Source organism: Halomonas gemina, assembly GCF_023554995.1.
GTDB lineage: Bacteria > Pseudomonadota > Gammaproteobacteria > Pseudomonadales > Halomonadaceae > Halomonas > Halomonas gemina.
Genome location: NZ_JAMJPK010000008.1, coordinates 99,725 through 118,541, shown reverse-complemented (window position 1 = coordinate 118,541; position 18,817 = coordinate 99,725). Strand labels below are relative to the sequence as shown.

General features: G+C 68.5%; 20 protein-coding genes. 10 read left to right on the top strand and 10 right to left on the bottom strand.

Annotated features, from left to right (window positions below):
• Positions 1 to 20: 20 nt before the first annotated feature.
• Together M8009_RS16785 and M8009_RS16780 are read right to left on the bottom strand one after the other, a co-directional pair.
• A complete protein-coding gene (locus M8009_RS16785; RefSeq protein WP_250063333.1) occupies positions 21 to 1,088 on the bottom strand; it encodes a metal-dependent hydrolase in 1,068 nt (355 codons plus the stop codon).
• 71 nt (positions 1,089 to 1,159) lie between these two features.
• Positions 1,160 to 1,699, bottom strand: a complete 540-nt coding sequence (locus M8009_RS16780) for a DNA-3-methyladenine glycosylase I (RefSeq protein ID WP_250063331.1) — start codon at positions 1,697 to 1,699, stop codon at positions 1,160 to 1,162.
• Between the two features lie 78 nt (positions 1,700 to 1,777).
• Between M8009_RS16780 and M8009_RS16775 the strand changes: the two genes are divergently transcribed.
• Together M8009_RS16775 and M8009_RS16770 are read left to right on the top strand one after the other, a co-directional pair.
• Positions 1,778 to 2,230, top strand: coding sequence for a DUF411 domain-containing protein (locus tag M8009_RS16775; RefSeq protein ID WP_250063329.1), 453 nt, complete (start codon positions 1,778 to 1,780; stop codon positions 2,228 to 2,230).
• A gap of 18 nt (positions 2,231 to 2,248) precedes the next feature.
• Entirely contained in the window at positions 2,249 to 2,689 is a 441-nt protein-coding gene (locus M8009_RS16770) for a VOC family protein (protein ID WP_250063327.1), read from the top strand.
• Between the two features lie 30 nt (positions 2,690 to 2,719).
• Here the strand turns inward: M8009_RS16770 and M8009_RS16765 are convergent, their stop codons facing one another.
• Positions 2,720 to 3,124, bottom strand: coding sequence for a DoxX family protein (locus M8009_RS16765; RefSeq protein WP_250063325.1), 405 nt, complete (start codon positions 3,122 to 3,124; stop codon positions 2,720 to 2,722).
• A gap of 99 nt (positions 3,125 to 3,223) precedes the next feature.
• Here M8009_RS16765 and M8009_RS16760 point away from each other — a divergent pair, with 99 nt between their 5' ends.
• Positions 3,224 to 3,673, top strand: a complete 450-nt coding sequence (locus M8009_RS16760; RefSeq protein WP_430886924.1) for an META domain-containing protein — start codon at positions 3,224 to 3,226, stop codon at positions 3,671 to 3,673.
• Between the two features lie 90 nt (positions 3,674 to 3,763).
• Here the strand turns inward: M8009_RS16760 and M8009_RS16755 are convergent, their stop codons facing one another.
• From M8009_RS16755 to M8009_RS16740, 4 genes are all read right to left on the bottom strand, one after another.
• On the bottom strand, positions 3,764 to 6,610 hold the full coding sequence (locus M8009_RS16755) for a valine--tRNA ligase (protein WP_250063321.1): 2,847 nt from the start codon (positions 6,608 to 6,610) through the stop codon (positions 3,764 to 3,766).
• 117 nt (positions 6,611 to 6,727) lie between these two features.
• Positions 6,728 to 7,174, bottom strand: coding sequence for a DNA polymerase III subunit chi (locus M8009_RS16750; RefSeq protein ID WP_250063319.1), 447 nt, complete (start codon positions 7,172 to 7,174; stop codon positions 6,728 to 6,730).
• A 61-nt stretch (positions 7,175 to 7,235) separates the two neighbouring features.
• Entirely contained in the window at positions 7,236 to 8,336 is a 1,101-nt protein-coding gene (locus tag M8009_RS16745; RefSeq protein WP_250063316.1) for a branched-chain amino acid aminotransferase, read from the bottom strand.
• 148 nt (positions 8,337 to 8,484) lie between these two features.
• The gene (locus M8009_RS16740; protein WP_250063314.1) at positions 8,485 to 10,005 is read right to left on the bottom strand and encodes a leucyl aminopeptidase; all 1,521 of its coding nucleotides are present in this window, start codon (positions 10,003 to 10,005) and stop codon (positions 8,485 to 8,487) included.
• Positions 10,006 to 10,142: 137 nt separating this feature from the next.
• On the opposite strand from M8009_RS16740, the gene lptF reads away from it, so the two are divergent.
• From lptF to bfr, 5 genes are all read left to right on the top strand, one after another.
• Positions 10,143 to 11,225: an LPS export ABC transporter permease LptF gene (gene lptF, locus M8009_RS16735; RefSeq protein ID WP_250063312.1), complete on the top strand. Its 1,083-nt coding sequence runs from the start codon at positions 10,143 to 10,145 to the stop codon at positions 11,223 to 11,225.
• On the top strand, positions 11,222 to 12,286 hold the full coding sequence (lptG, locus tag M8009_RS16730) for an LPS export ABC transporter permease LptG (RefSeq protein WP_250063311.1): 1,065 nt from the start codon (positions 11,222 to 11,224) through the stop codon (positions 12,284 to 12,286). Before lptF ends, lptG begins: the two co-directional genes overlap by 4 nt.
• Positions 12,287 to 12,298: 12 nt before the next feature.
• On the top strand, positions 12,299 to 12,772 hold the full coding sequence (locus M8009_RS16725; protein WP_250063309.1) for an RDD family protein: 474 nt from the start codon (positions 12,299 to 12,301) through the stop codon (positions 12,770 to 12,772).
• Positions 12,773 to 12,882: 110 nt separating this feature from the next.
• Positions 12,883 to 13,089 (top strand): (2Fe-2S)-binding protein, encoded by a 207-nt coding sequence (locus M8009_RS16720; RefSeq protein WP_250063306.1) that lies wholly within the window; start codon positions 12,883 to 12,885, stop codon positions 13,087 to 13,089.
• A 160-nt stretch (positions 13,090 to 13,249) separates the two neighbouring features.
• Positions 13,250 to 13,732 carry a bacterioferritin gene (bfr, locus tag M8009_RS16715; protein WP_250063304.1) on the top strand — a complete coding sequence of 161 codons (483 nt, stop codon included), beginning with the start codon at positions 13,250 to 13,252 and terminating at the stop codon, positions 13,730 to 13,732.
• Between the two features lie 75 nt (positions 13,733 to 13,807).
• Here the strand turns inward: bfr and M8009_RS16710 are convergent, their stop codons facing one another.
• From M8009_RS16710 to M8009_RS16700, 3 genes are read right to left on the bottom strand one after another with little or no spacing between them, the layout of a single operon-like run.
• The gene (locus M8009_RS16710; RefSeq protein WP_250063303.1) at positions 13,808 to 14,035 is read right to left on the bottom strand and encodes a DUF1653 domain-containing protein; all 228 of its coding nucleotides are present in this window, start codon (positions 14,033 to 14,035) and stop codon (positions 13,808 to 13,810) included.
• A 58-nt stretch (positions 14,036 to 14,093) separates the two neighbouring features.
• Complete coding sequence (gene tcdA, locus M8009_RS16705; RefSeq protein WP_250063301.1) at positions 14,094 to 14,924, bottom strand: tRNA cyclic N6-threonylcarbamoyladenosine(37) synthase TcdA; 831 nt, start codon at positions 14,922 to 14,924, stop codon at positions 14,094 to 14,096.
• Complete coding sequence (locus M8009_RS16700; RefSeq protein WP_250063299.1) at positions 14,921 to 15,682, bottom strand: pseudouridine synthase; 762 nt, start codon at positions 15,680 to 15,682, stop codon at positions 14,921 to 14,923. Before M8009_RS16700 ends, tcdA begins: the two co-directional genes overlap by 4 nt.
• A 107-nt stretch (positions 15,683 to 15,789) precedes the next feature.
• Between M8009_RS16700 and M8009_RS16695 the strand changes: the two genes are divergently transcribed.
• Both M8009_RS16695 and aceK read left to right on the top strand, forming a co-directional pair.
• On the top strand, positions 15,790 to 16,944 hold the full coding sequence (locus M8009_RS16695) for an alpha/beta hydrolase family protein (protein ID WP_250063298.1): 1,155 nt from the start codon (positions 15,790 to 15,792) through the stop codon (positions 16,942 to 16,944).
• 94 nt (positions 16,945 to 17,038) lie between these two features.
• Complete coding sequence (gene aceK, locus M8009_RS16690; protein WP_250063295.1) at positions 17,039 to 18,784, top strand: bifunctional isocitrate dehydrogenase kinase/phosphatase; 1,746 nt, start codon at positions 17,039 to 17,041, stop codon at positions 18,782 to 18,784.
• Positions 18,785 to 18,817 lie beyond the last annotated feature (33 nt).

Sequence of the window (18,817 nt, the reverse complement as noted above, 5' to 3'; positions counted from 1 at the left end):
CCCGAACTCGGCTGCCGTCGTCAGCACTGGCCGGGCGTGCTGACCAGCCACCGGTGGGAGACGAAGTCGCTGGTGCAGAGCCCCGGCTCCGGGCCGAGGATGCGGGCTCCCAGCCGGGAGAGGGCGTCCCGATTGCCGCGGGAAGGGGAGGGCAGCTGCTCGGAGACCGTGACCGGCCGCCAGTCGCCGTCGTCGCGGGTAGCCAGGGTGAAGGCGAAGGGGTGGAAGCCCGGGAAGCCCAGCCGCAGGTCGGTGGCCACCAGGGCCTTGCGGCCATCGAGCTCGCGGGTCTCGTAACGCAGGAAGGGCCCGGCGAACCAGTCGAGGCGCCGGCCGCGTGGGCTGTCGAGCGCCGTCGCCTCCAGCTCGGCGCCGCGGGCATAGGTCTCCAGCGCCGGCCGGCGGTCGCCGTCGAACACGCCCACCAGGGCCTCGTGATGGTGCTCGCCGTCGGCCACCGTGACTCGCCACAGCAGCGTATTGAAAGGCGTAGGCTGGACGAGTCGCGGCGCCTGCTGCAGGCTCTGCGCGGCCAGCACCGGGGCGATGCGCGCCTCGACCAGCTGCTTGGCGCCGACGGCGAACACCAGGTAGGCGCAGGAGAGCGCCAGCCCCCAGCTCGGTGCCCGCTGTGCCCTGCCGGTGGCGAGTGCCACCCCCACGCCCACCAGCAGCGGCAGGCTGTAGAGCGGGTCGATGATGAACACCACGGGCCAGGCTGCGGGACGTACGTCCAGCGGCCACCACAGCTGGGTACCGTAGGTGGTCAGGGCGTCGAGCAATGGGTGGGTCAGCAGGATGAGCCCGAAGAAGAGCCCCCAGCGGCGCAGCGAGATGTCCCTGGCCGGGGCGAAGTGCCGCGAGAGCAGCGCCAGGGCGATGACCAGCCCCGCCAGCACGAACAGCGAGTGGGAAAAGCCGCGGTGCTCGGTGACGTTGGCCACCGCATCGCCGTAATCGATGACCACGTCCAGGTCGGGCAGGGTGCCGAGGACCGCGCCGACGAGGACCGCCTTGCGGCCCAGCCGCCGGCCGAGCACGGCGCCGCCGATTGCCGCGCCCAGCGCGGCCTGGGTAATCGAGTCCATCAGGAGGTCCTTGGTCAGCGGTAAGCCTTTCCTGTGACGCCCCGGTCTGCCGCGGGTTCCCCGGGCTGCGCTCAGTCGCGCCGTGCCCAGTGCGGCCCGGCCTCGAGGATGCGCGCCTGCACCGGGCAGTCGTCGCGGTGGGCACCGGGCAGGTAGCCGGTGCTCATCAGCAGCTCGCCCACGATCTCCGGCCCGGTGAAACGGAAGGTGCGCTTGAATAGCCTGACCCAGTCGGCATGCTCCAGCGGGTGGTGGTGGTCGAGCCAGGCGCGCAGGCTGCCGTGCTCGGCCTGCAGGGCCTGTACCACCCCGGCATTGTGGATCACCGCATCGACCTTGAGACGGTTGCGGATGATGCCGGCATCCGCCAGCAGCCGCGCCCGCTCGGCCTCGCCGTAGCCGGCGATGCGGTCGATGTCGAAACCCTCGAAGGCCTCCCGGAAGGCCTCGCGCTTCTTCAGCACGGTGAGCCAGGAGAGCCCCGCCTGGTTGATCTCCAGCACCAGGCGCTCGAAGAGGGTGCAGTCGTCGTTCACCGGGAAGCCGTACTCGTGGTCGTGATAGGGCCCGTGGAACGGATGCCCAAGGGCCAGGTCGCAGTAATGGCTCATGCTGTCGCTCCGGGGTGGCAGTGGGGCCGGGAGATGGCCGACAATCGTGCCGATACCTTATACCGGGGAGTGCCCGTCATGACATCACCGCTACGCCAGACCCTCGCCGGCGCCCTGCTGGCCGTCATCGCCATTCCCGCCTGGGCCGAGACGCCCGTGGTGGAGATGCACAAGGACCCGAACTGCGGCTGCTGCACCGCCTGGGCCGAGCACCTGGAGGCCGAGGGCTTCGAGGTGCAACAGCACGAGACCCGCGACATGCGGGCGGTGAAGATCGAGCATGGCGTCTCGCCCGAGCTCGCCTCCTGCCACACCGCGGTGGTGGACGGCTACGTGATCGAGGGCCATGTGCCGGCGGCCGACATCCGTCGCCTGCTGGACGAGCGCCCCGACCTGGCGGGCCTGGCGGTGCCGGGCATGCCCCATGGCTCCCCCGGCATGGAGACCGGCCGCCAGGACGACTACGCGGTGCTGGGCTGGCGTCATGACGATCGCACGCCGGCGATCTTCAACGAATACACCCATGACTGAAGCGACAGGAGTCCCCCCATGCAGTACCTGCACACCATGGTGCGCGTCAGCGACCTCGATGCCTCGCTGCACTTCTACTGCGACCTGCTCGGCCTGACCGAGGTGCGTCGCAAGGAGAGCGAGAAGGGCCGCTTCACCCTGGTCTTCCTGGCCGCCCCGGAAGATGAAGCGCGCTCCGCCGAGCTCAAGGCGCCGGAGTTGGAGCTGACCTGGAACTGGGACCCGGAGGAGTACACCGGCGGGCGCAACTTTGGCCACCTGGCCTACCGGGTGGACGACATCTATGCCCTCTGCGAGCACCTGCAGGCCAACGACGTGACCATCAACCGTCCGCCCCGGGACGGCCACATGGCCTTCGTCAGGAGCCCCGACGGCATCTCGGTGGAACTGCTGCAGAAGGGGGAACCCCAGGACCCGAAGGAGCCCTGGATGTCGATGGAGAATACCGGGACCTGGTGACCCCTAGGACTCGACGGCCGGGTGGCAGGCTCAATCCGGCCGCCAGGCCATCCGTCCGCTGCCCAGGAAGACGATGGCGAGGGCGCCGAACAGGAAGAAGCCCTGCAGCTCCAGGGCCCAGCCGCCGTTGCCGTTGAAGGTGGTGAGCTCGCCCATATGTACCAGGAAGATGGCCACCACCATGTTGGCGGCCATCAGCAGCCCCGCCACACGGCTTCGCCAGCCGATCAGCGCCATCAGCGGTGCCACCACCTCGCCGATCAGCACGCCATAGGCGAGCACGGTCGGCAGGCCTTGCCCGGCCAGGGTGTTGCCGATCCAGGTCAGGCTGCCCGGATTGAGCAGCTTGGTCAGTCCGTGGGGCAGCAGCAGGCCGGCCACGGTCAGTCGCAGGATCAGCTTGCCGAGGGCATCGTTGTGGAGCGCTTGGAGCATGCGGGGCCTCGTCGTGCGGCAGGGGAATTGTCTCGATGCCCCGGCTGGGGCAAGCTTGGCGCCTGGGCAATCACCTCGCGCCTCAAGGAAGATGCCATGATGATCAAACCGTTACGCAACACACTGCTGCTCGCGACCGGCGCCCTGTTGCTGGCCGCCTGCGGTGGTGGCCCGGCGCCCCAGGTCGCCGACGAGCCCACGGCGCGCCTCGAGGGGCCGGTAGTCGACCAGCGCTGGAACCTGCTGCTGGTGGGCACCGACGAGCGCCTCGAGATGCCGGAGCGTCCCCACTTCGTGATCGACCGTGACGGCCGGGTGAGCGGCAGCGACGGCTGCAACCGGCTGACCGGCCGGGCCGCGCTGGGCGAGAACAACCGCATCGCCTTCTCCGACCTGGCCACCACCCGTCGCGCCTGCCCCCGGGCCGAGGATGCCGCCCGGGTGACCGGCATGCTGGAGAATGCCTACCGCTACCTGATCGACCACGACCGGCTGGTGTTCTTCGGCCCCGACCAGCGGGTGCTCGGGGGCTGGCGCCGCGTCGACTGACACCGCAACCACCGACCGGGAAAGGACTGACCGGGAAATGAAAAGGGCCCGCCAATGGCGGGCCCTTGCTGCTGGGGAAGTGGACAACGATCAGAGCGCGGCGATCTTGTCGCGCTGCTCGACCAGCAGGCGGCGCGAGGCCTCGAAGTCCGCGAGTTTGCCGCGCTCCTTCTCGACCACCGCCGCGGGGGCCTTGGCGACGAAGCTCTCGTTGCCGAGCTTCTTCTCGATGCCGCCGATCAGCTTGTCCTGCTTGTCGATCTCCTTGGCCAGGCGGGCGAGCTCGGCCTCCTTGTCGATCAGGTCGGCCATGGGCACCAGCACCTCCATCTCGCCCACCAACTGGGTGGCCGAAAGCGGCGCCTGCGCAGGGTCGTCGAGCCATTCGACACGCTCCAGCTTGGCCAGCTTGGCGAGGAACGGCCGGTTGGCCGCCAGGCGCCTGGCGTCTTCCGCGCTGCCCTTGGTGAGCAGTACCTCCAGCGGCTTGCCCGGGGCGATGTTCATCTCGGCGCGGATGTTGCGCACCGCGACGATCACCCCCTTGAGCCACTCGATATCGCGCGTCGCCGACTCGTCGAGCCGGCTGTCATCGGCCTGCGGCCAGGGCTGGACCATCAGGGAGTCGCCCTCGCCCTGGCGGGTGCCGGCCAGCGGGGCCACGCGCTGCCAGATCTCCTCGGTGATGAAGGGCATCATCGGGTGGGCCAGGCGCAGGATCGCCTCCAGCACGCGCACCAGGGTGCGGCGCGTGCCACGCTTGGCCTCCGCGGAGGCGGCCTCGTCCCACAGCACCGGCTTGGAGAGCTCCAGGTACCAGTCGCAGTACTCGTTCCACACGAAGTCGTAGAGCGCCTGGGAGGCGTGGTCGAAACGGAACTCCTCCAGGGCCTTCGTCACCTGGGACTCGGTCTGCTGCAGGCGTGAGACGATCCAGCGGTCGGCCAGCGACAGCTCGACCGGCTCGCTCCCCAGGCCGGTATCCTCTCCCTCGGCATTCATCAGCACATAGCGCGAGGCGTTCCACAGCTTGTTGCAGAAGTTGCGGTAGCCCTCCAGGCGGCCCATGTCGAACTTGATGTCGCGCCCGGTGGTGGCCTGGGAGAGGAAGGTGAAGCGCAGGGCGTCGGTGCCGTGAGGCTCGATCCCCTCGGGAAACTCGCTACGCGTGGCCTTCTCGATCGCCTGGGCCTTCTGCGGCTGCATCAGGCTGCCGGTACGCTTCTGCACCAGCGTTTCCAGGTCGATGCCGTCGATCAGGTCGATGGGGTCGAGCACGTTGCCCTTGGACTTGGACATCTTCTGGCCCTGGCCGTCGCGCACCAGGCCATGCACATAGACCTGCTTGAAGGGCACCTCGCCCATGAACTTGCCGGTCAGCATGATCATCCGCGCGACCCAGAAGAAGATGATGTCGAAGCCGGTGACCAGCACGCTGGAGGGGTGGAAGGTCGCCAGCTCCGGGGTCTGTTCCGGCCAGCCCAGGGTGCCGAAGGTCCAGAGCCCGGAGCTGAACCAGGTGTCCAGCACGTCCTCGTCCTGGGTCAGTGCGACCTCGGCGGGGAGGTCATGCTTCTCCCGGGCCTCCGCCTCGCTTCTCGCCACGTAGACGTTGCCATCATTGTCGTACCAGGCGGGGATGCGGTGGCCCCACCACAGCTGGCGGGAAATGCACCAGTCCTGGAGGTCGCGCATCCAGGCGAAGTACATGTTCTCGTAATTCTTCGGCACGAACTGGATCTCGCCCGTCTCCACGGCCTCGATCGCGGGCCTGGCCAGGCTCTCCACGGCCACGAACCATTGATCGGTGAGCAGCGGCTCGATGACGTCGCCGGAGCGGTCGCCATAGGGCAGGGTGTTGCTGACCGTCTCCACCTGCTCGAGCAGGCCCGCGGCCTCCATGTCGGCGACGATGCGCTGTCGTGCCTCGAAGCGGTCCAGGCCGGCATAGGCCTCGGGCAGGGTCGGGTCGATGTCGGGCAGCGGCCGGCCCTGGATGTCGAAGGCCTCGGCCCGCGCGAGGATGGCGGCGTCCTGGGTGAAGACGTTGATCAGCGGCAGGTCCTGGCGGCGGCCCACCTCGTAGTCGTTGAAGTCGTGGGCCGGGGTGATCTTCACGCAGCCCGAGCCCTTCTCCATGTCGGCATGTTCATCCGCCACCACCGGGATCCGGCGGCCCACCAGCGGCAGTTCCACGAACTTGCCCACCAGCGAGGCATAGCGCGGATCCTCGGGGTTGACCGCCACGCCGGTGTCGCCGAGCAGGGTCTCGGGACGAGTAGTGGCGACGACCAGGTACTCCTTGCCGGCATCGGTGGTCACGCCATCGGCCAGCGGGTAGCGGAAGTGCCAGAAGTGGCCCTGCTGGTCGCGATTCTCGACCTCGAGGTCCGAGATGGCGGTATGCAGGGTGGGGTCCCAGTTGACCAGCCGCTTGCCGCGGTAGATCAGGTCCTCTTCGAAGAGGCGCACGAAGACCTCCTGCACCGCCCGGTAGAAGCCGTCGTCCATGGTGAAGCGCTCGCGCGACCAGTCGACGCTCGCGCCCATGCGGCGCAGCTGGCGGGTGATATGCCCGCCGGACTCCTGCTTCCACTCCCATACCCTGTCGATGAAGGCCTCGCGGCCCAGGTCGAAGCGGGTCTTGCCCTCCTCGGCGGCGATCTTGCGCTCGACCAGCATCTGGGTGGCGATGCCGGCGTGATCGGTGCCCACCTGCCAGAGGGTGTTGTGTCCCTGCATCCGCCGCCAGCGGATCAGGGTGTCCATGATGGTGTCCTGGAAGGCGTGGCCCATGTGTAGGCTGCCGGTCACGTTGGGCGGCGGGATCATGATCGCGTAGGGCATGCCTTCGCCGGAGGGGGCGAAGCGGTTGTCGGCTTCCCAGCGCTCGTACCAGCGGGATTCGATCTGCTCGGGTTGGTAGGTCTTGTCCATGGGCATTCCGGGTCGAGGAGGTGGCACCGACCCATGGCAGTGCGCCTCGCGGGGGCTGCCAGGGTGCCGGGGATGCTGAAAAATGGACCCAATTATAGCGTGATGCGGGGGGAGGCGTCAGCCCGCCTGGCCCTTGAGCTGGTGCGGGGTGACCGGGTAGCCGCGCTTCTTGTAGGTCTGCCAGCACTCGCGCTTGGCGGTAAGCACTTCCTGATGCTGGTTGATGATCTCGGCGATGCGCTCGAAGCGCGAGAACCACTCGGGGATGCCGGGGTGCAGGTTGAGCAGCGCCTGGGGCGGCTCGCCGTCCATCGGCAGGTCCTGCCAGCCGATGGTCACCGGCACGTCGCTTGTCGGCTGGCCTCCCGACAGGGCGTGAGGCACGTAGGCATCGGCCCGGAAGGTCCAGAGCCGGTCGTCCAGCTCCCGGGCCATGGCCTCGTCCTCGGCATGCAGGTGCAGCCGGTAGCCCTTGCGGTAGATCGTCTCGGCCAGCCGGCAGGCGAAGAGCAGGCGGGCCTCGAGCGTGGTGTCGGGGAGGATATAGAAGTCGACTTGGGTCATGGTTGATCGCAGCCCTGTCCCCGGCGTCCCTTGAGCGGAAGGAGGCGTAATCTCGGCTGGCTCAAGCCAGGCGCGTCAGCCAGCCGCGAGTGTCCTCGCTGCGGCCGTACTGCAGGTCGAGCAGGCGGGTGCGCAGGCGCTTGGCCACCTCGTTGTCGCCCTGGGCGGAGAGGCGGATACGGTCGTTCTCGGTGACCAGCTCGCCCACCGGGGTGATCACCGCGGCGGTACCGCAGGCGAAGATCTCGGTGATCTCGCCGGAGGCGGCGCCCTCGCGCCACTCCTCGATGCTGATCGGGCGCTCTTCCGGGGTCAGGCCCTCGTCCTTGGCAAGGGTCAGCACCGAGTCGCGGGTCACGCCCTCGAGGATGGTGTCGGTGAGGCGCGGGGTGACGATGCGGCCGTCGCGGAACACGAAGAACAGGTTCATGCCGCCCAGTTCCTCGACCCACATGTTCTCGGCGGCGTCGAGGAAGGCGACCTGGCTGCACTCGTGGGCCGCCGCCTCCTTCTGGGCGGCCAGCGAGGCGGCGTAGTTGCCGCCGCACTTGGCGAAGCCGGTGCCCCCCGGGGCGGCGCGCTTGTAGTGCGAGGAGAGCCAGATGGAGACCGGCTTCACGCCGCCCTGGAAGTAGGCGGCCGCCGGCGAGGCGATGACGTAGTAGTCGACCTCATGGGACGGGCGCACGCCGAGGAAGGTCTCGCTGGCGATCATGAAGGGGCGCAGGTAGAGGCTCGATTCGTCGGCCTCGCTGGCCGGGGTCGGCACCCAGGCCTGGTCCCGGGCGAGCAGCGCCTTGAGCGAGTCGACGAAGTCCTCGTCGGAGAGCTCCGGCAGGGCCAGGCGGCGGGCGCTGCGACGAAAGCGCTCGGCGTTCTTCTCCGGGCGGAAGGTCCAGACCGAGCCGTCGGCGTGGCGGTAGGCCTTGATGCCCTCGAAGATCTCCTGGCCGTAGTGCAGCACCGCGGCGGCAGGGTCCAGCGTCAGCGGGCCGTAGGGGCGCACCTCATGGCCGTGCCAGCCGGCATCGAGGGTCCAGCGGATATGGGCCATATGGTCGGTGAAGTAGCGACCGAACCCCGGGTTGTCGAGGATGTCGTTGCGGAGCGTTTCCGCGGTGGGGCGGGTGGAGGGGCTCACGGAAAAGCGTTCTAGGGACACGGCAAGAGGTCTCCGCTACTGGCGGGGCGCATCCGGGCGCCCGCGGCACGAAACAGGATACCGGGCCGGCGAGGGCCCGGTGCATGGAAGTCGACACCCCTCATGAAAAGGTCACCACCGCAAAAAGGCAACCCTGCCGGGAGCGAAATCAGTCGTCGGTGATCTCGACTTCGTTATCGGTCTCGCGGTCCAGCAGGTACTGGGTCAGCAGCCCCACCGGGCGACCGCTGGCGCCTTTCTCCTTGCCGGAGGTCCAGGCCGTGCCGGCGATGTCCAGGTGCGCCCAGGGGAACTTGTCGGCGAAGCGTGACAGGAAGCAGGCCGCGGTGATGGTGCCCGCCGGGCGGCCGCCGATGTTCGCCAGGTCGGCAAAGTTGGAGTCGAGCTGCTCCTGGTACTCGTCCCACAGCGGCAGGTGCCAGGCGCGGTCCCAGGCGGTCTCGCCGGCATCCAGCAGGTCCAGCGCCAGGTCGTCGTCGTTGGCCAGCAGGCCGGTGGCATGGTGGCCCAGGGCGATGATGGCGGCCCCGGTCAGGGTGGCGATGTCCACCACGCTTGCCGGCTCGAAGCGCTCGGCGTAGGTCAGGGCGTCGCACAGCACCAGGCGGCCCTCGGCGTCGGTGTTGAGCACCTCCACGGAGAGGCCCTTCAGCGTCTTGATGATGTCGCCGGGCTTGGTGGCACGGCCGTCGGGCATGTTCTCGGCGGCGGCGACGATGGCCACCAGGTTGATCCTCGGCTTGAGGGCCAGTATGGCGGTGACGGTGCCGAACACGCTGGCCGCCCCGCACATGTCGAACTTCATCTCGTCCATGGCCTCGCCGGGCTTGAGCGAGATGCCGCCGGTATCGAAGGTGATGCCCTTGCCCACCAGAACGTGGGGCGCCTCGTCGGGGCTCTCGGCGCCCCGGTACGTCATGACGATCAGCCGCGAGGGCTGTTCGCTGCCACGGCCTACGGAGAGCAGGCTGTGGGCGCCCAGGCGCTCCAGGGCCTCCTCGTCGAGGACTTCCACGGAGAGCGCCCCGCCGGAGCCCTGGCCCAGCGCCTCGGCCTGCTCGGCCAGGTAGCTCGGGGTGCAGACATTGCCCGGCAGGTTGCCCAGGGTGCGGGTGGTGGCCTCCCCCAGGCCGATGGCGTCGCCGATGCGCCCGCCCTGGCGGGCCGCCTCGGCATCGCCATGCTCGCTGACCAGCAGGGTGACGCGGGCGAGCTGCGGCGCGGGGGCCTTCTCGGACTTGAACGCGTCGAAGCGGTAGACGGCGCGGTGGGCGGCTTCGGCCACCATGCGAGCCTTCCAGTCGCAGGCGCGCTCGGGTACCGGCACGTCGTTGAAGGCCACGGCGATGTCCTCGACGGGCAGCGCCGCCAGGGCGGTGAAGGCGGCATCCAGCGCCTTGCGGAAGGCGCCTTCCCGGCACTTGTCGCGCTCGCCGAGGCCCACCAGCATCAGACGGTCGGCATTGAGCCCCGGGGCGAAGGGGACCATCAGCACATTGCCCAGCCTGGCGTCGAAGTCACCGCGCTCGATCAGCTGGCCGATCAGCCGCTCGCTGACGTCGTCGAGCTTGGCGGCAGCGGGCAGCAGCGCGCCGTCCTTGAACACCGGTACCACGAGACAGGCCGTCTCGGCCTTGGCGGGATTGGCCGTCTGAACGGGGAATTCCATGGTGTCTCCACAAGACAAGCGATGGGTGATTCTGGATAATGCCGGCACGTTGCCGAGTCATCCCAGTGTACCCAAGGCAAGGCGTCATTGCATGGAAGATGGCCAGGCCCCGCGGGGTGCCGGGCCGGGAGACAGCGTTGATCATATTCCGTTACCTGACCCGCGAGATCCTGCTGACCATGGCCGCCGTGGCCGGCGTGCTGTTGCTGGTGATCATGGGCAGCCGCTTCATCCGCTACTTCTCCAATGCCGCCGAGGGGGAGATTCCGGCGAGTATCCTCGGCACCCTGATGCTCTTCCATCTGCCGGGGTTCCTCGAGCTGATCCTGCCGCTGGCGTTCTTCCTGGGCATCCTGCTGGCCTATGGCCAGCTCTACCTCAACAGCGAGATCACGGTGCTGGTGGCCTGTGGCACCAGCCCCAACCGCCTGCTGCAGGTCAGCCTGGTGCCCGCCGCCCTGGTGGCGATCCTGGTAGGGATGTGCAGCCTCTGGCTGACCCCGGCCGGTGCCCTGCACAACGAGGTGCTGCTCGAGGAGCAGCGCAGCCAGCTCGACTTCTCCGCCCTGGCGCCGGGGCGCTTCCAGGATTTCGGCGGCGGGCGCACGGCCTATACCGAGGCCATGAACGAGGACCAGAGCCGGATGCAGGAGGTCTTCATCAGCGAGCGTCAGTCGCGCGGCGACGGCACCCCGGAGAGCGTGGTGACCCGGGCGGGCACCGGCTACCAGACCGTCGACCCGGAGACCGGCAGTCGCTTCCTGGTGCTTGCCGATGGCGAGCGCTACAGCGTCGACCCGGGGCGTGCCGAGGCCGAGCGGCTCGAGTTCGGCACCTATGCGGTGCGCCTCTCGGGGGCGGCCGAGGCACCCGAACTCGATGCGCCCGAATACGCCACCACCGCCGCGCTGTTCGCCGATGAGGCCCTGCCGGCGCGGGCCCAGCTGCAGTGGCGGCTGGGCCTGCCGCTGATGGTCTTCATCCTGACCCTGCTGGCCATGCCGCTCTCCCGGGTCAATCCTCGCCAGGGGCGCTTCGCCAAGCTGCTGCCGGCCATCTTCCTGTATGTGGCCTACCTCAGCCTGCTGCTGGCGGCGCTGGACGCCATCGGCCGTGGTAGCTGGCCGGTGGCAGTGGGGATGTGGCCGATCCATGGCGGCTTCCTGGCCATCGGCCTGGCGATGATGGCCCGGGCCCAGCACAAGGGGATGAGCGGATGATCACCGACCGGCTCGATCGCTACATCGCCCGCAACGTGCTGGGCGCCATCATCGTGGTGCAGGTGGTGCTGCTGGGCCTGGACCTGGTGATCACCTACATCAACGACCTCGGCGACGTGGAGGGCGACTACGGGGCCTTCCAGGTGCTGCTCTACCTGCTGATGCGCCTGCCCTGGCGCTTCTACCAGTATGCGCCGGTGGGCGTGCTGATCGGGGCGCTGATCGGCCTGGGCAGCATGGCCTCGAGCAACGAGCTGACGGTGATGCGCGCCGCCGGTCGCTCGCTGGTCCGCATCCTCTGGGGCGTGATGAAGCCCATCATCCTAGTGATCCTGGTGGTGCTCGCCATCGCCGAGTTCGTCAGCCCGCGCACCGAGCAGTTCGCCAGCGCCTGGCGCCTCGAGCAGATGCAGGGCGAAGGCGCGGTGCTCACCGAGCGCGGCGGCTGGCAGCGCGAGGGCGACAGCTTCTATCGCTTCGGGGCCATCCGCGCCGATGACACCGTGCTCGACCTGACCCGCTACCGCTTCGAGGGCAAGACCCTGCGCGAGGCGACGAGCGCCCGGCGGGCGGTGTGGCGCGATGGCCGCTGGCAACTGGAGGACGTGGCGGTGACCCGCTTCCTGGAAGCGCGCACCGAGGTCGAGCGCCATGAGACCCTGGGCTGGCAGACCGCCATGACGCCGGCCCAGCTCGACCGGCTGCTGCGCGACGTGGAGAGCCAGGCGCCCAGTGAGCTGTGGGCCTATGCCCGCTACCTGCGCGACCAGGGCCAGCAGGCGACCCAGCCGCTGCTCTATTTCTGGCAGAAGATGCTGATGCCGTTGACCATGGCGTCGCTGGTGCTGGTGGCCGCCTCCTTCGTGTTCGGCCCCCTGCGCACCGTGGCCGCCGGCACCCGGGTCTTCTACGGGGTGATCACCGGCCTGGTCTTCAAGTACCTGCAGGACCTGCTGGGGCCGGCCTCCACGGTGTTCGGCTTCTCGCCGGCCTGGGCGGTGCTGGCGCCGACCCTGCTGTGTGCCGGGCTGGGGTTCTATCTATTGCGCCGTACGGGCTGAGCCGGGGGATTCATGCAACGATGTTTCGACCAACTCGATGCTGTCTGGCCGGCCGGCCTAGGCCGGCGGCTGGGCGCCATGCTCTATGACGGCCTGCTGGTGCTGGCGATCTGGATCGTCATCGCCTCGGCGCACCTGGCGGTGGTGCGACTGGTGCTCGAGGTGCCGGCGGAGCAGGTGGGCACGGGGCTCGCCCAGGTGATCTCGCTGCGCCTGCTGCTGGCGGTCACTGCCTTCGCCTTCTTCGCCTTCTTCTGGACCCGCGGCGGCATGACGCTGGGCATGCAGGCCTGGCGGCTGCGGGTGCAGACCCTCGACGGCTGCTCGATCACCGGTTTCCAGGCGCTGCAGCGCTTCCTGGTGGCCGGCATCTCGCTGGGCGCCTTCGGCCTCGGGTACCTGTGGATCCTCGTCGACGGGGAGAAGCGCAGCTGGCCGGACATCGCCTCCGGCACCCGGGTGGTGGTCCTGCCCAAGCGCCGCTGAGGGGCGTGCGATGCGCCTGGCCTGCCTCGGTCAGGTTTTTGTGGCATGCCGCTTGCGATTACCCATGCGAATCATTTACATTCGCCTCATGGCCAGCGTGAGGTGATGCGATGTACGTGTGTGTTTGCAAGAACGTGACCGACCACCGGATCCGGGGCGTCGTGGAGGATGGGGCGCGCAGCTGGCGCGAGGTCCAGCAGCGGACCGGGTGCGGGACCCAGTGCGGCAAGTGTGCCTGCACCGGCAAGGACATCACCCGCGAGGCGATCCGGGACGAGCTGAGATCATCCGCCGAGGGGCTCTCCTATGCCGTCTGATGGCAATCGCTATCGTTCGCTTTTCCTTTAGCAAGACAATGATTTTGTTGAATTTTCTACGGCATTGCCTAGACTGTGAGATTACGGGCTAGCTAGGCGCGAACGGCCGTGCCAAGCTGAAAAAAAGCAGCCCCCTGACAACAGTGATCGAGGTAATGAGATGAAAGGCGACAGCAAGGTCATCGAACACCTGAACACCGCGCTCGGCAACGAGCTGGTGGCCATCAACCAGTACTTCCTGCATGCCAAGATGTACAAGGACTGGGGCCTGAAGGCGCTGGCCAAGTGGGAGTATGACGAATCCATCGAGGAGATGAATCACGCCGACAAGTTGATCGAGCGCATCCTCTTCCTTGAGGGCGTGCCCAACCTCCAGGACCTCGGCAAGCTGTACATCGGCGAGCACGTGCGCGAGATGCTCGAGAGCGACCTGAAGATCGAGCATGCGGGGCGCAACGACTACATCGAGGCCATCACCTACTGCGAGCAGGTCAAGGACTACGTCAGCCGCGACCTCTTCCGGGACATCCTCGCCGACGAGGAAGACCACATCGACCATATCGAGACCGAACTCGGCCTCATCGACAAGGTTGGCATCGAGAACTACCTGCAGAAGCAGATGCAGGAAGCCGGCGACGAGTAACGCGCGAGGCGAGGGATCCTGTCGATCCCCGCGTCCCGACGAGCGCCCCGCGGCCCAGGCCGCGGGGCGCTTGCGTCAGGGGAACGCCTTCTCGAGGGCAAAGCGGGCCACCGGCTCGCCCTGGACCTCGACGCTCTCCAGGAACATGCCCAGGGGGCGCGTCCAGAGGCCATAGTCGCCATAGAGGGCGCGATAGACCACCAGTGGCTCCTCGGTCTCGCTGTGCCGGGCGACACCCAGCACTTCGTAGAGCGGGCCCTTGTAGTGGCGGTAGATGCCGGGGCGAGGGGAGGGGTGTTCCATGGAAAGGCTCCTTTGGTTTCAAGGGCGCGGTCTCAGGGGCGTGGCCTGGGGCTGGGTGTCAGGGGGTGGCGCAGGCCTCTTTCGCCAGCCGGGCCAGCACCCGGGCGGCGGCGGTGAAGCCGAAGCTGCCGGTGACGAAGGTCGCCGCCCCGAAGCCCGAGGCGCAGTCGAGCCGGGTGGCCTCCCCGTCGGCGGGCTTCTGTAAGCACACCTCGCCATCAGCGCCGGGATAGACCAGCTGCTCGTCCGAGTAGACGCACTCCACCGAGAAGCGCCGCTTCGGGTTGCGAGAGAAGCCGAAGTCGCGACGCAGCCGGGCACGCACCTTGGCGAGCAGCGGGTCGTGTTCGGTGCGGGTCAGGTCGGCCACCCGGATGCGGGTGGGGTCGGTCTGGCCACCCGCGGCGCCGGTCACCACGAGCGGCAGCTTACGACGCTTGCACCAGGCGATCAGCGCCGCCTTGGCGACCACGCTGTCGATGGCGTCCACCAGCTGGTCGGCGTCGAGGGGGATGCGCCTTGCCAGGTTGGCGGGGGTGACGAAGGCGGTGTCGGCCACCACCTCGATGCCCGGCTGGATGGCCCGGCAGCGCTCGGCCAGTACCTCCACCTTGGGGCGGCCGATGGTGCCGTCCAGGGCGTGCAGCTGGCGGTTGACGTTGGAGACGCAGACGTCGTCGAGGTCGATCAGCGTCAGCTTGCCGATGCCGGAGCGTGCCAGGGCCTCCACCGTCCAGCTCCCCACGCCGCCCACGCCCACCACCACCACGTGGGCGCGGCGAAAGCGCTCGGCGGCACGCTGGCCATATAGCCGGCGGATGCCGCCGAAGCGGGCATCGTAGTCGTCCGGGGCGGCAGCGGGGGCGGTGAAGGGGGCGGAATCGGTCATGGCATCACGCTCGGGCGGTCGTGGTGTCGGGACGGCGCCGGCAGGTGGCCCGACCAGCCGAAGCGCTCGAAGAGCGTCGTCATGCAGGCATCCAGGGGGCAGCAGAGCTCGAGGCGCCGGCCGCTCACCGGGTGATCGAAGGCCAGGCCCACCGCCGCCAGCAGCAGACGCGGGCACGCCAGGTGCTCGGCGAAGAAACGGTTATGGTTGCCCTTGCCGTGCTTGGCATCGCCGATGATCGGGTAGCCTCGCCGCGAGAGATGGCGGCGGATCTGATGGCGGCGGCCGGTCTGCGGCCTTGCCTCGATCAGCGAATAGCGGCTCTGGGGGTAGCGATCCACCCGGACCGGCAGCTCGACGCTGTCGAGTCGACGGATCTCGGTCACCGCTTCCATGGCTGGCATCTCGGCCTTGGGGCGGCGACCCTCCTCCTCGCGAAGGGGGTAGTCCAGCCGCTCCTGGTGCGGGCCGACGCCACGCACCACCGCCAGGTAGCGCTTCTCCACCCGGCGGGCGGTGAAGGCCGCCTGGAGGCCCGCCGCGGTCTCGGGGTCGAGGGCGAAGACGATCACCCCGGAGGTCGGGCGGTCCAGGCGGTGGACCGGATAGACCCGACGGCCGAGCTGGTCGCGCAGCCGTTGCAGCAGGAACTCGCGCTCGCCGCGGGCAAGCGCGCTGCGGTGCACCAGCAGGCCGGCCGGCTTGTGCACGGCGACCAGGTGGTCATCCTGATGGAGAAGGCTCAGCGCGGGTGTCATCGGGGGCACGGTCACGGGATCAAGGGGGCGCCATTGTCGCCGGCCGACGGCCTGCTGTCATCCATCCGTGCTCCGTCGCGATCGCGAAAGTCCGGTGCGAGGTCGTCATGGCCGCTAGTCTGGTCGACATGAGAACGCGTCTTCGTCTGGGGGCCCTGCTGATGGCGCTGAGCCTGCTCCCCGCCCTGCTGGCGGGCTGTGCCAGCCTGAACCGGAATCACCAGGCCCTGATGGTGCTGGGCGACCTGTCGGCGGGCGACGGGGAGAGCCGGCTGAAGCGTCGCAGCGAGCCACCCCGCCGGGAGGGCCTCCACTATGCGCGCCAGGGTCGCGCCTACCAGGCCGATCTCTATCACCCCCGAGTGCCCAGCCGGGGATCGCTGATCCTGGTGCACGGCTTCACCGAACAGGGCCGTCGCGACCCGCGCCTGGTGGCGTTGGCGATGACCCTCGGCCGGGTGGGATTCACGGTTATGGTGCCGGAACTCGACGGATTGCGGGACTACTCCATCAGCACCCGCGAGGTAGAGGCCATCGTCGATGCCATCCGCCATGCCACCCGGGCGTCGCCCGAGGTGCCGCCGCGCACCGCGGTGGCGGCGGTCAGCTTCGCGGTGGGACCGGCCCTGATCGCCGCCATGGACGAGGCGGTGGCCCATCGGGTGAGCTTCGTGGTGGCCGTGGGCGGCTACTATGACATGACGGACATGCTGCGCTATGTCACCACCGGCGAGGACCGCGGCGAGGTCGGCCGGGCGGTCCCCCCGCCGCAGCGGGAGGCGCGCTGGGCCGTGCTGTTGAGCCAGCTGCAATGGCTGGAGGACCAGCAGGACCGGGCGTTGCTCGAGACCATTGCCCGGCGCGGGCTGGCGGACCACGCGGCCCCGGTGAGTGCCGAGGCCCAGCGGCTGGGGGGCTCGGGCAGGGCGCTCTTTGATCTGGTGACCAACGAGGATCCGGGCCGCGTGGAGGCCCTGATCGGCAGGCTGCCGCCAGCGCTGGCAAGGGAGCTCGAGGCGCTGGACCCCTCGCGCCGCTCGCTCGACAGCCTGCAGGCCAGGCTGGTGCTGATCCATGGACCGCAGGACCGGGTGATCCCGTTCAGCCACAGCCGACGCCTGCACGATGCCCTGCCGCCGGGGCAGGCTCGCCTCTTCGAGGCCGGGGCGCTGCAGCACGTGGCGGTATCGTCGGGCTGGCGGGACGGCTGGGGCCTGTGGCGCGCGCTGGTGCATGTGCTGGCACTGGGTGAGGGCGAATGAGGCCGACGGCGGCCCTGGCGGGCGCCACCTTGGTCGGCTCGCCTTGCGCTGCACAATTCGTCATGCTGGGGGTCTCGCTGTCCGGAGCCCGATCATGAAGCATTCGCCCGCCTATCACCTCGCCGCCACCGTGCTGCATGGCTTCGACGAGTACCGTTCGCGCTTCAAGCAGATCACCGCGGATGCCAGTCGCCGCTTTCGGGACGCCGCCTGGCGCGAGGCCCAGCAGGCCTCGGCGGAGCGCATCGACCTCTATGACGAGAAGGTGCAGGAGACGCTGGCACGGCTGAGACGCACCTTCGACGATGACCTGCTGACCCACTGCGAGTGCTGGGGGGAAGCCCGGCGCCACTACGCCGAGCTGATCAACCAGCGGCTGGACTACGAGCTGGCCGAGACCTTCTTCAACTCGATGTTCTGCTCGCTCTTCCACCACCGCCACATCCGCAACGACTGGATGTTCGTCTACAGCTCCCGGGAGCGGGCGGCGCACCACTCCGGCCTCGAGCTGTGCCGCCATCGGCGGGTGGGCGGGGACTGGGCGGCGGGGTTGCGCTGGGCGCTGGGCGAGGCACGCTTCGAGACGTCCTTCGTCGACCTGGAGCGTGAGGCGGCCCTGGGCAGCGAAGTGCTCCAGCAGCTGCTGCCCGGGGCCATCCTCGAGGACCCCGAGGCCGAGATCGAACTGATCAAGAGCGTCTTCTACCGCAACAAGGGCGCCTACCTGGTCGGCAGGATACTGGGCGGTGGCCAGCAGGTACCGCTGGTGTTGCCGGTGCTGCATGAGCAGGGCGAGGGACTGCACCTGGATACCGTGCTGATCGAGCCCGACGAGGTGTCGATCATCTTCTCCTTCACCCGCGCCTACTTCCAGGTCAAGGTGGTGGTGCCCAGCGAGTTCGTGCACTACCTGCAGGAGCTGATGCCCGACAAGCCCCAGGGCGAGCTGTATGCCTCCATCGGCTTCTTCAAGCACGGCAAGACCGAGTTCTTCCGCGCCCTCAACCGCCAGGTGGCCAAGCGCGAGGACCAGTTCATCATCGCCCCGGGGGTGCGTGGCATGGTCATGGCGGTCTTCGTGCTGCCCTCCTTCCGCACGGTGTTCAAGATCATCAAGGACCGCTTCGACCCGAGCAAGGAGATGACCCGCGAGAACGTCCGCGAGAAGTATCGCCTGGTCAAGCGCCACGACCGGGTGGGGCGCATGGCCGATACCCAGGAGTTCTCCAACTTCATCGCCCGCCAGGACCACTTCGATCCCGACTGCCTGGCGCACCTGCTGGAGGTGGCTCCCTCCACCGTCTACCTGCGCGGCGACAAGGTCATCATCAAGCACTGCTATACCGAGCGCATGATGACGCCGCTCAACCTCTACCTAGAGCAGTGCGACGAGGTGGAGACCCTGGCGGTGCTCAAGGACTACGGCAATGCCATCAAGCAGATGGCCGCCGCCAACATCTTCCCCGGCGACATGCTGCTCAAGAATTTCGGCGTGACCCGCCACGGCCGGGTCGTCTTCTACGACTATGACGAGGTCAGCTACCTGACCGAGTGCAACTTCCGGCACATTCCCGAGCCCATGTACCCCGAGCAGGAGCTGGCCGACGAGCCCTGGTACTCGGTGGGACCCAATGATATTTTCCCCGAGGAATTCGGCCCCTTCCTGTTCGCCGACGTGCGGCTGCGCAAGCGCTTCTACCAGCTCCACCCGGAGCTGTTCGATGCCGACTACTGGAAGGGGCTGCAGCGGGCGATCCTCGACGGTCGGGTGATCGACGTCTATCCCTATCGCAACAAGCGGCGCTTCGCCGGTGGCGACGACAATGGCCTGACCTACTGAGCAAGGCGCGACAGGCACAGCAAGCACGAGGCG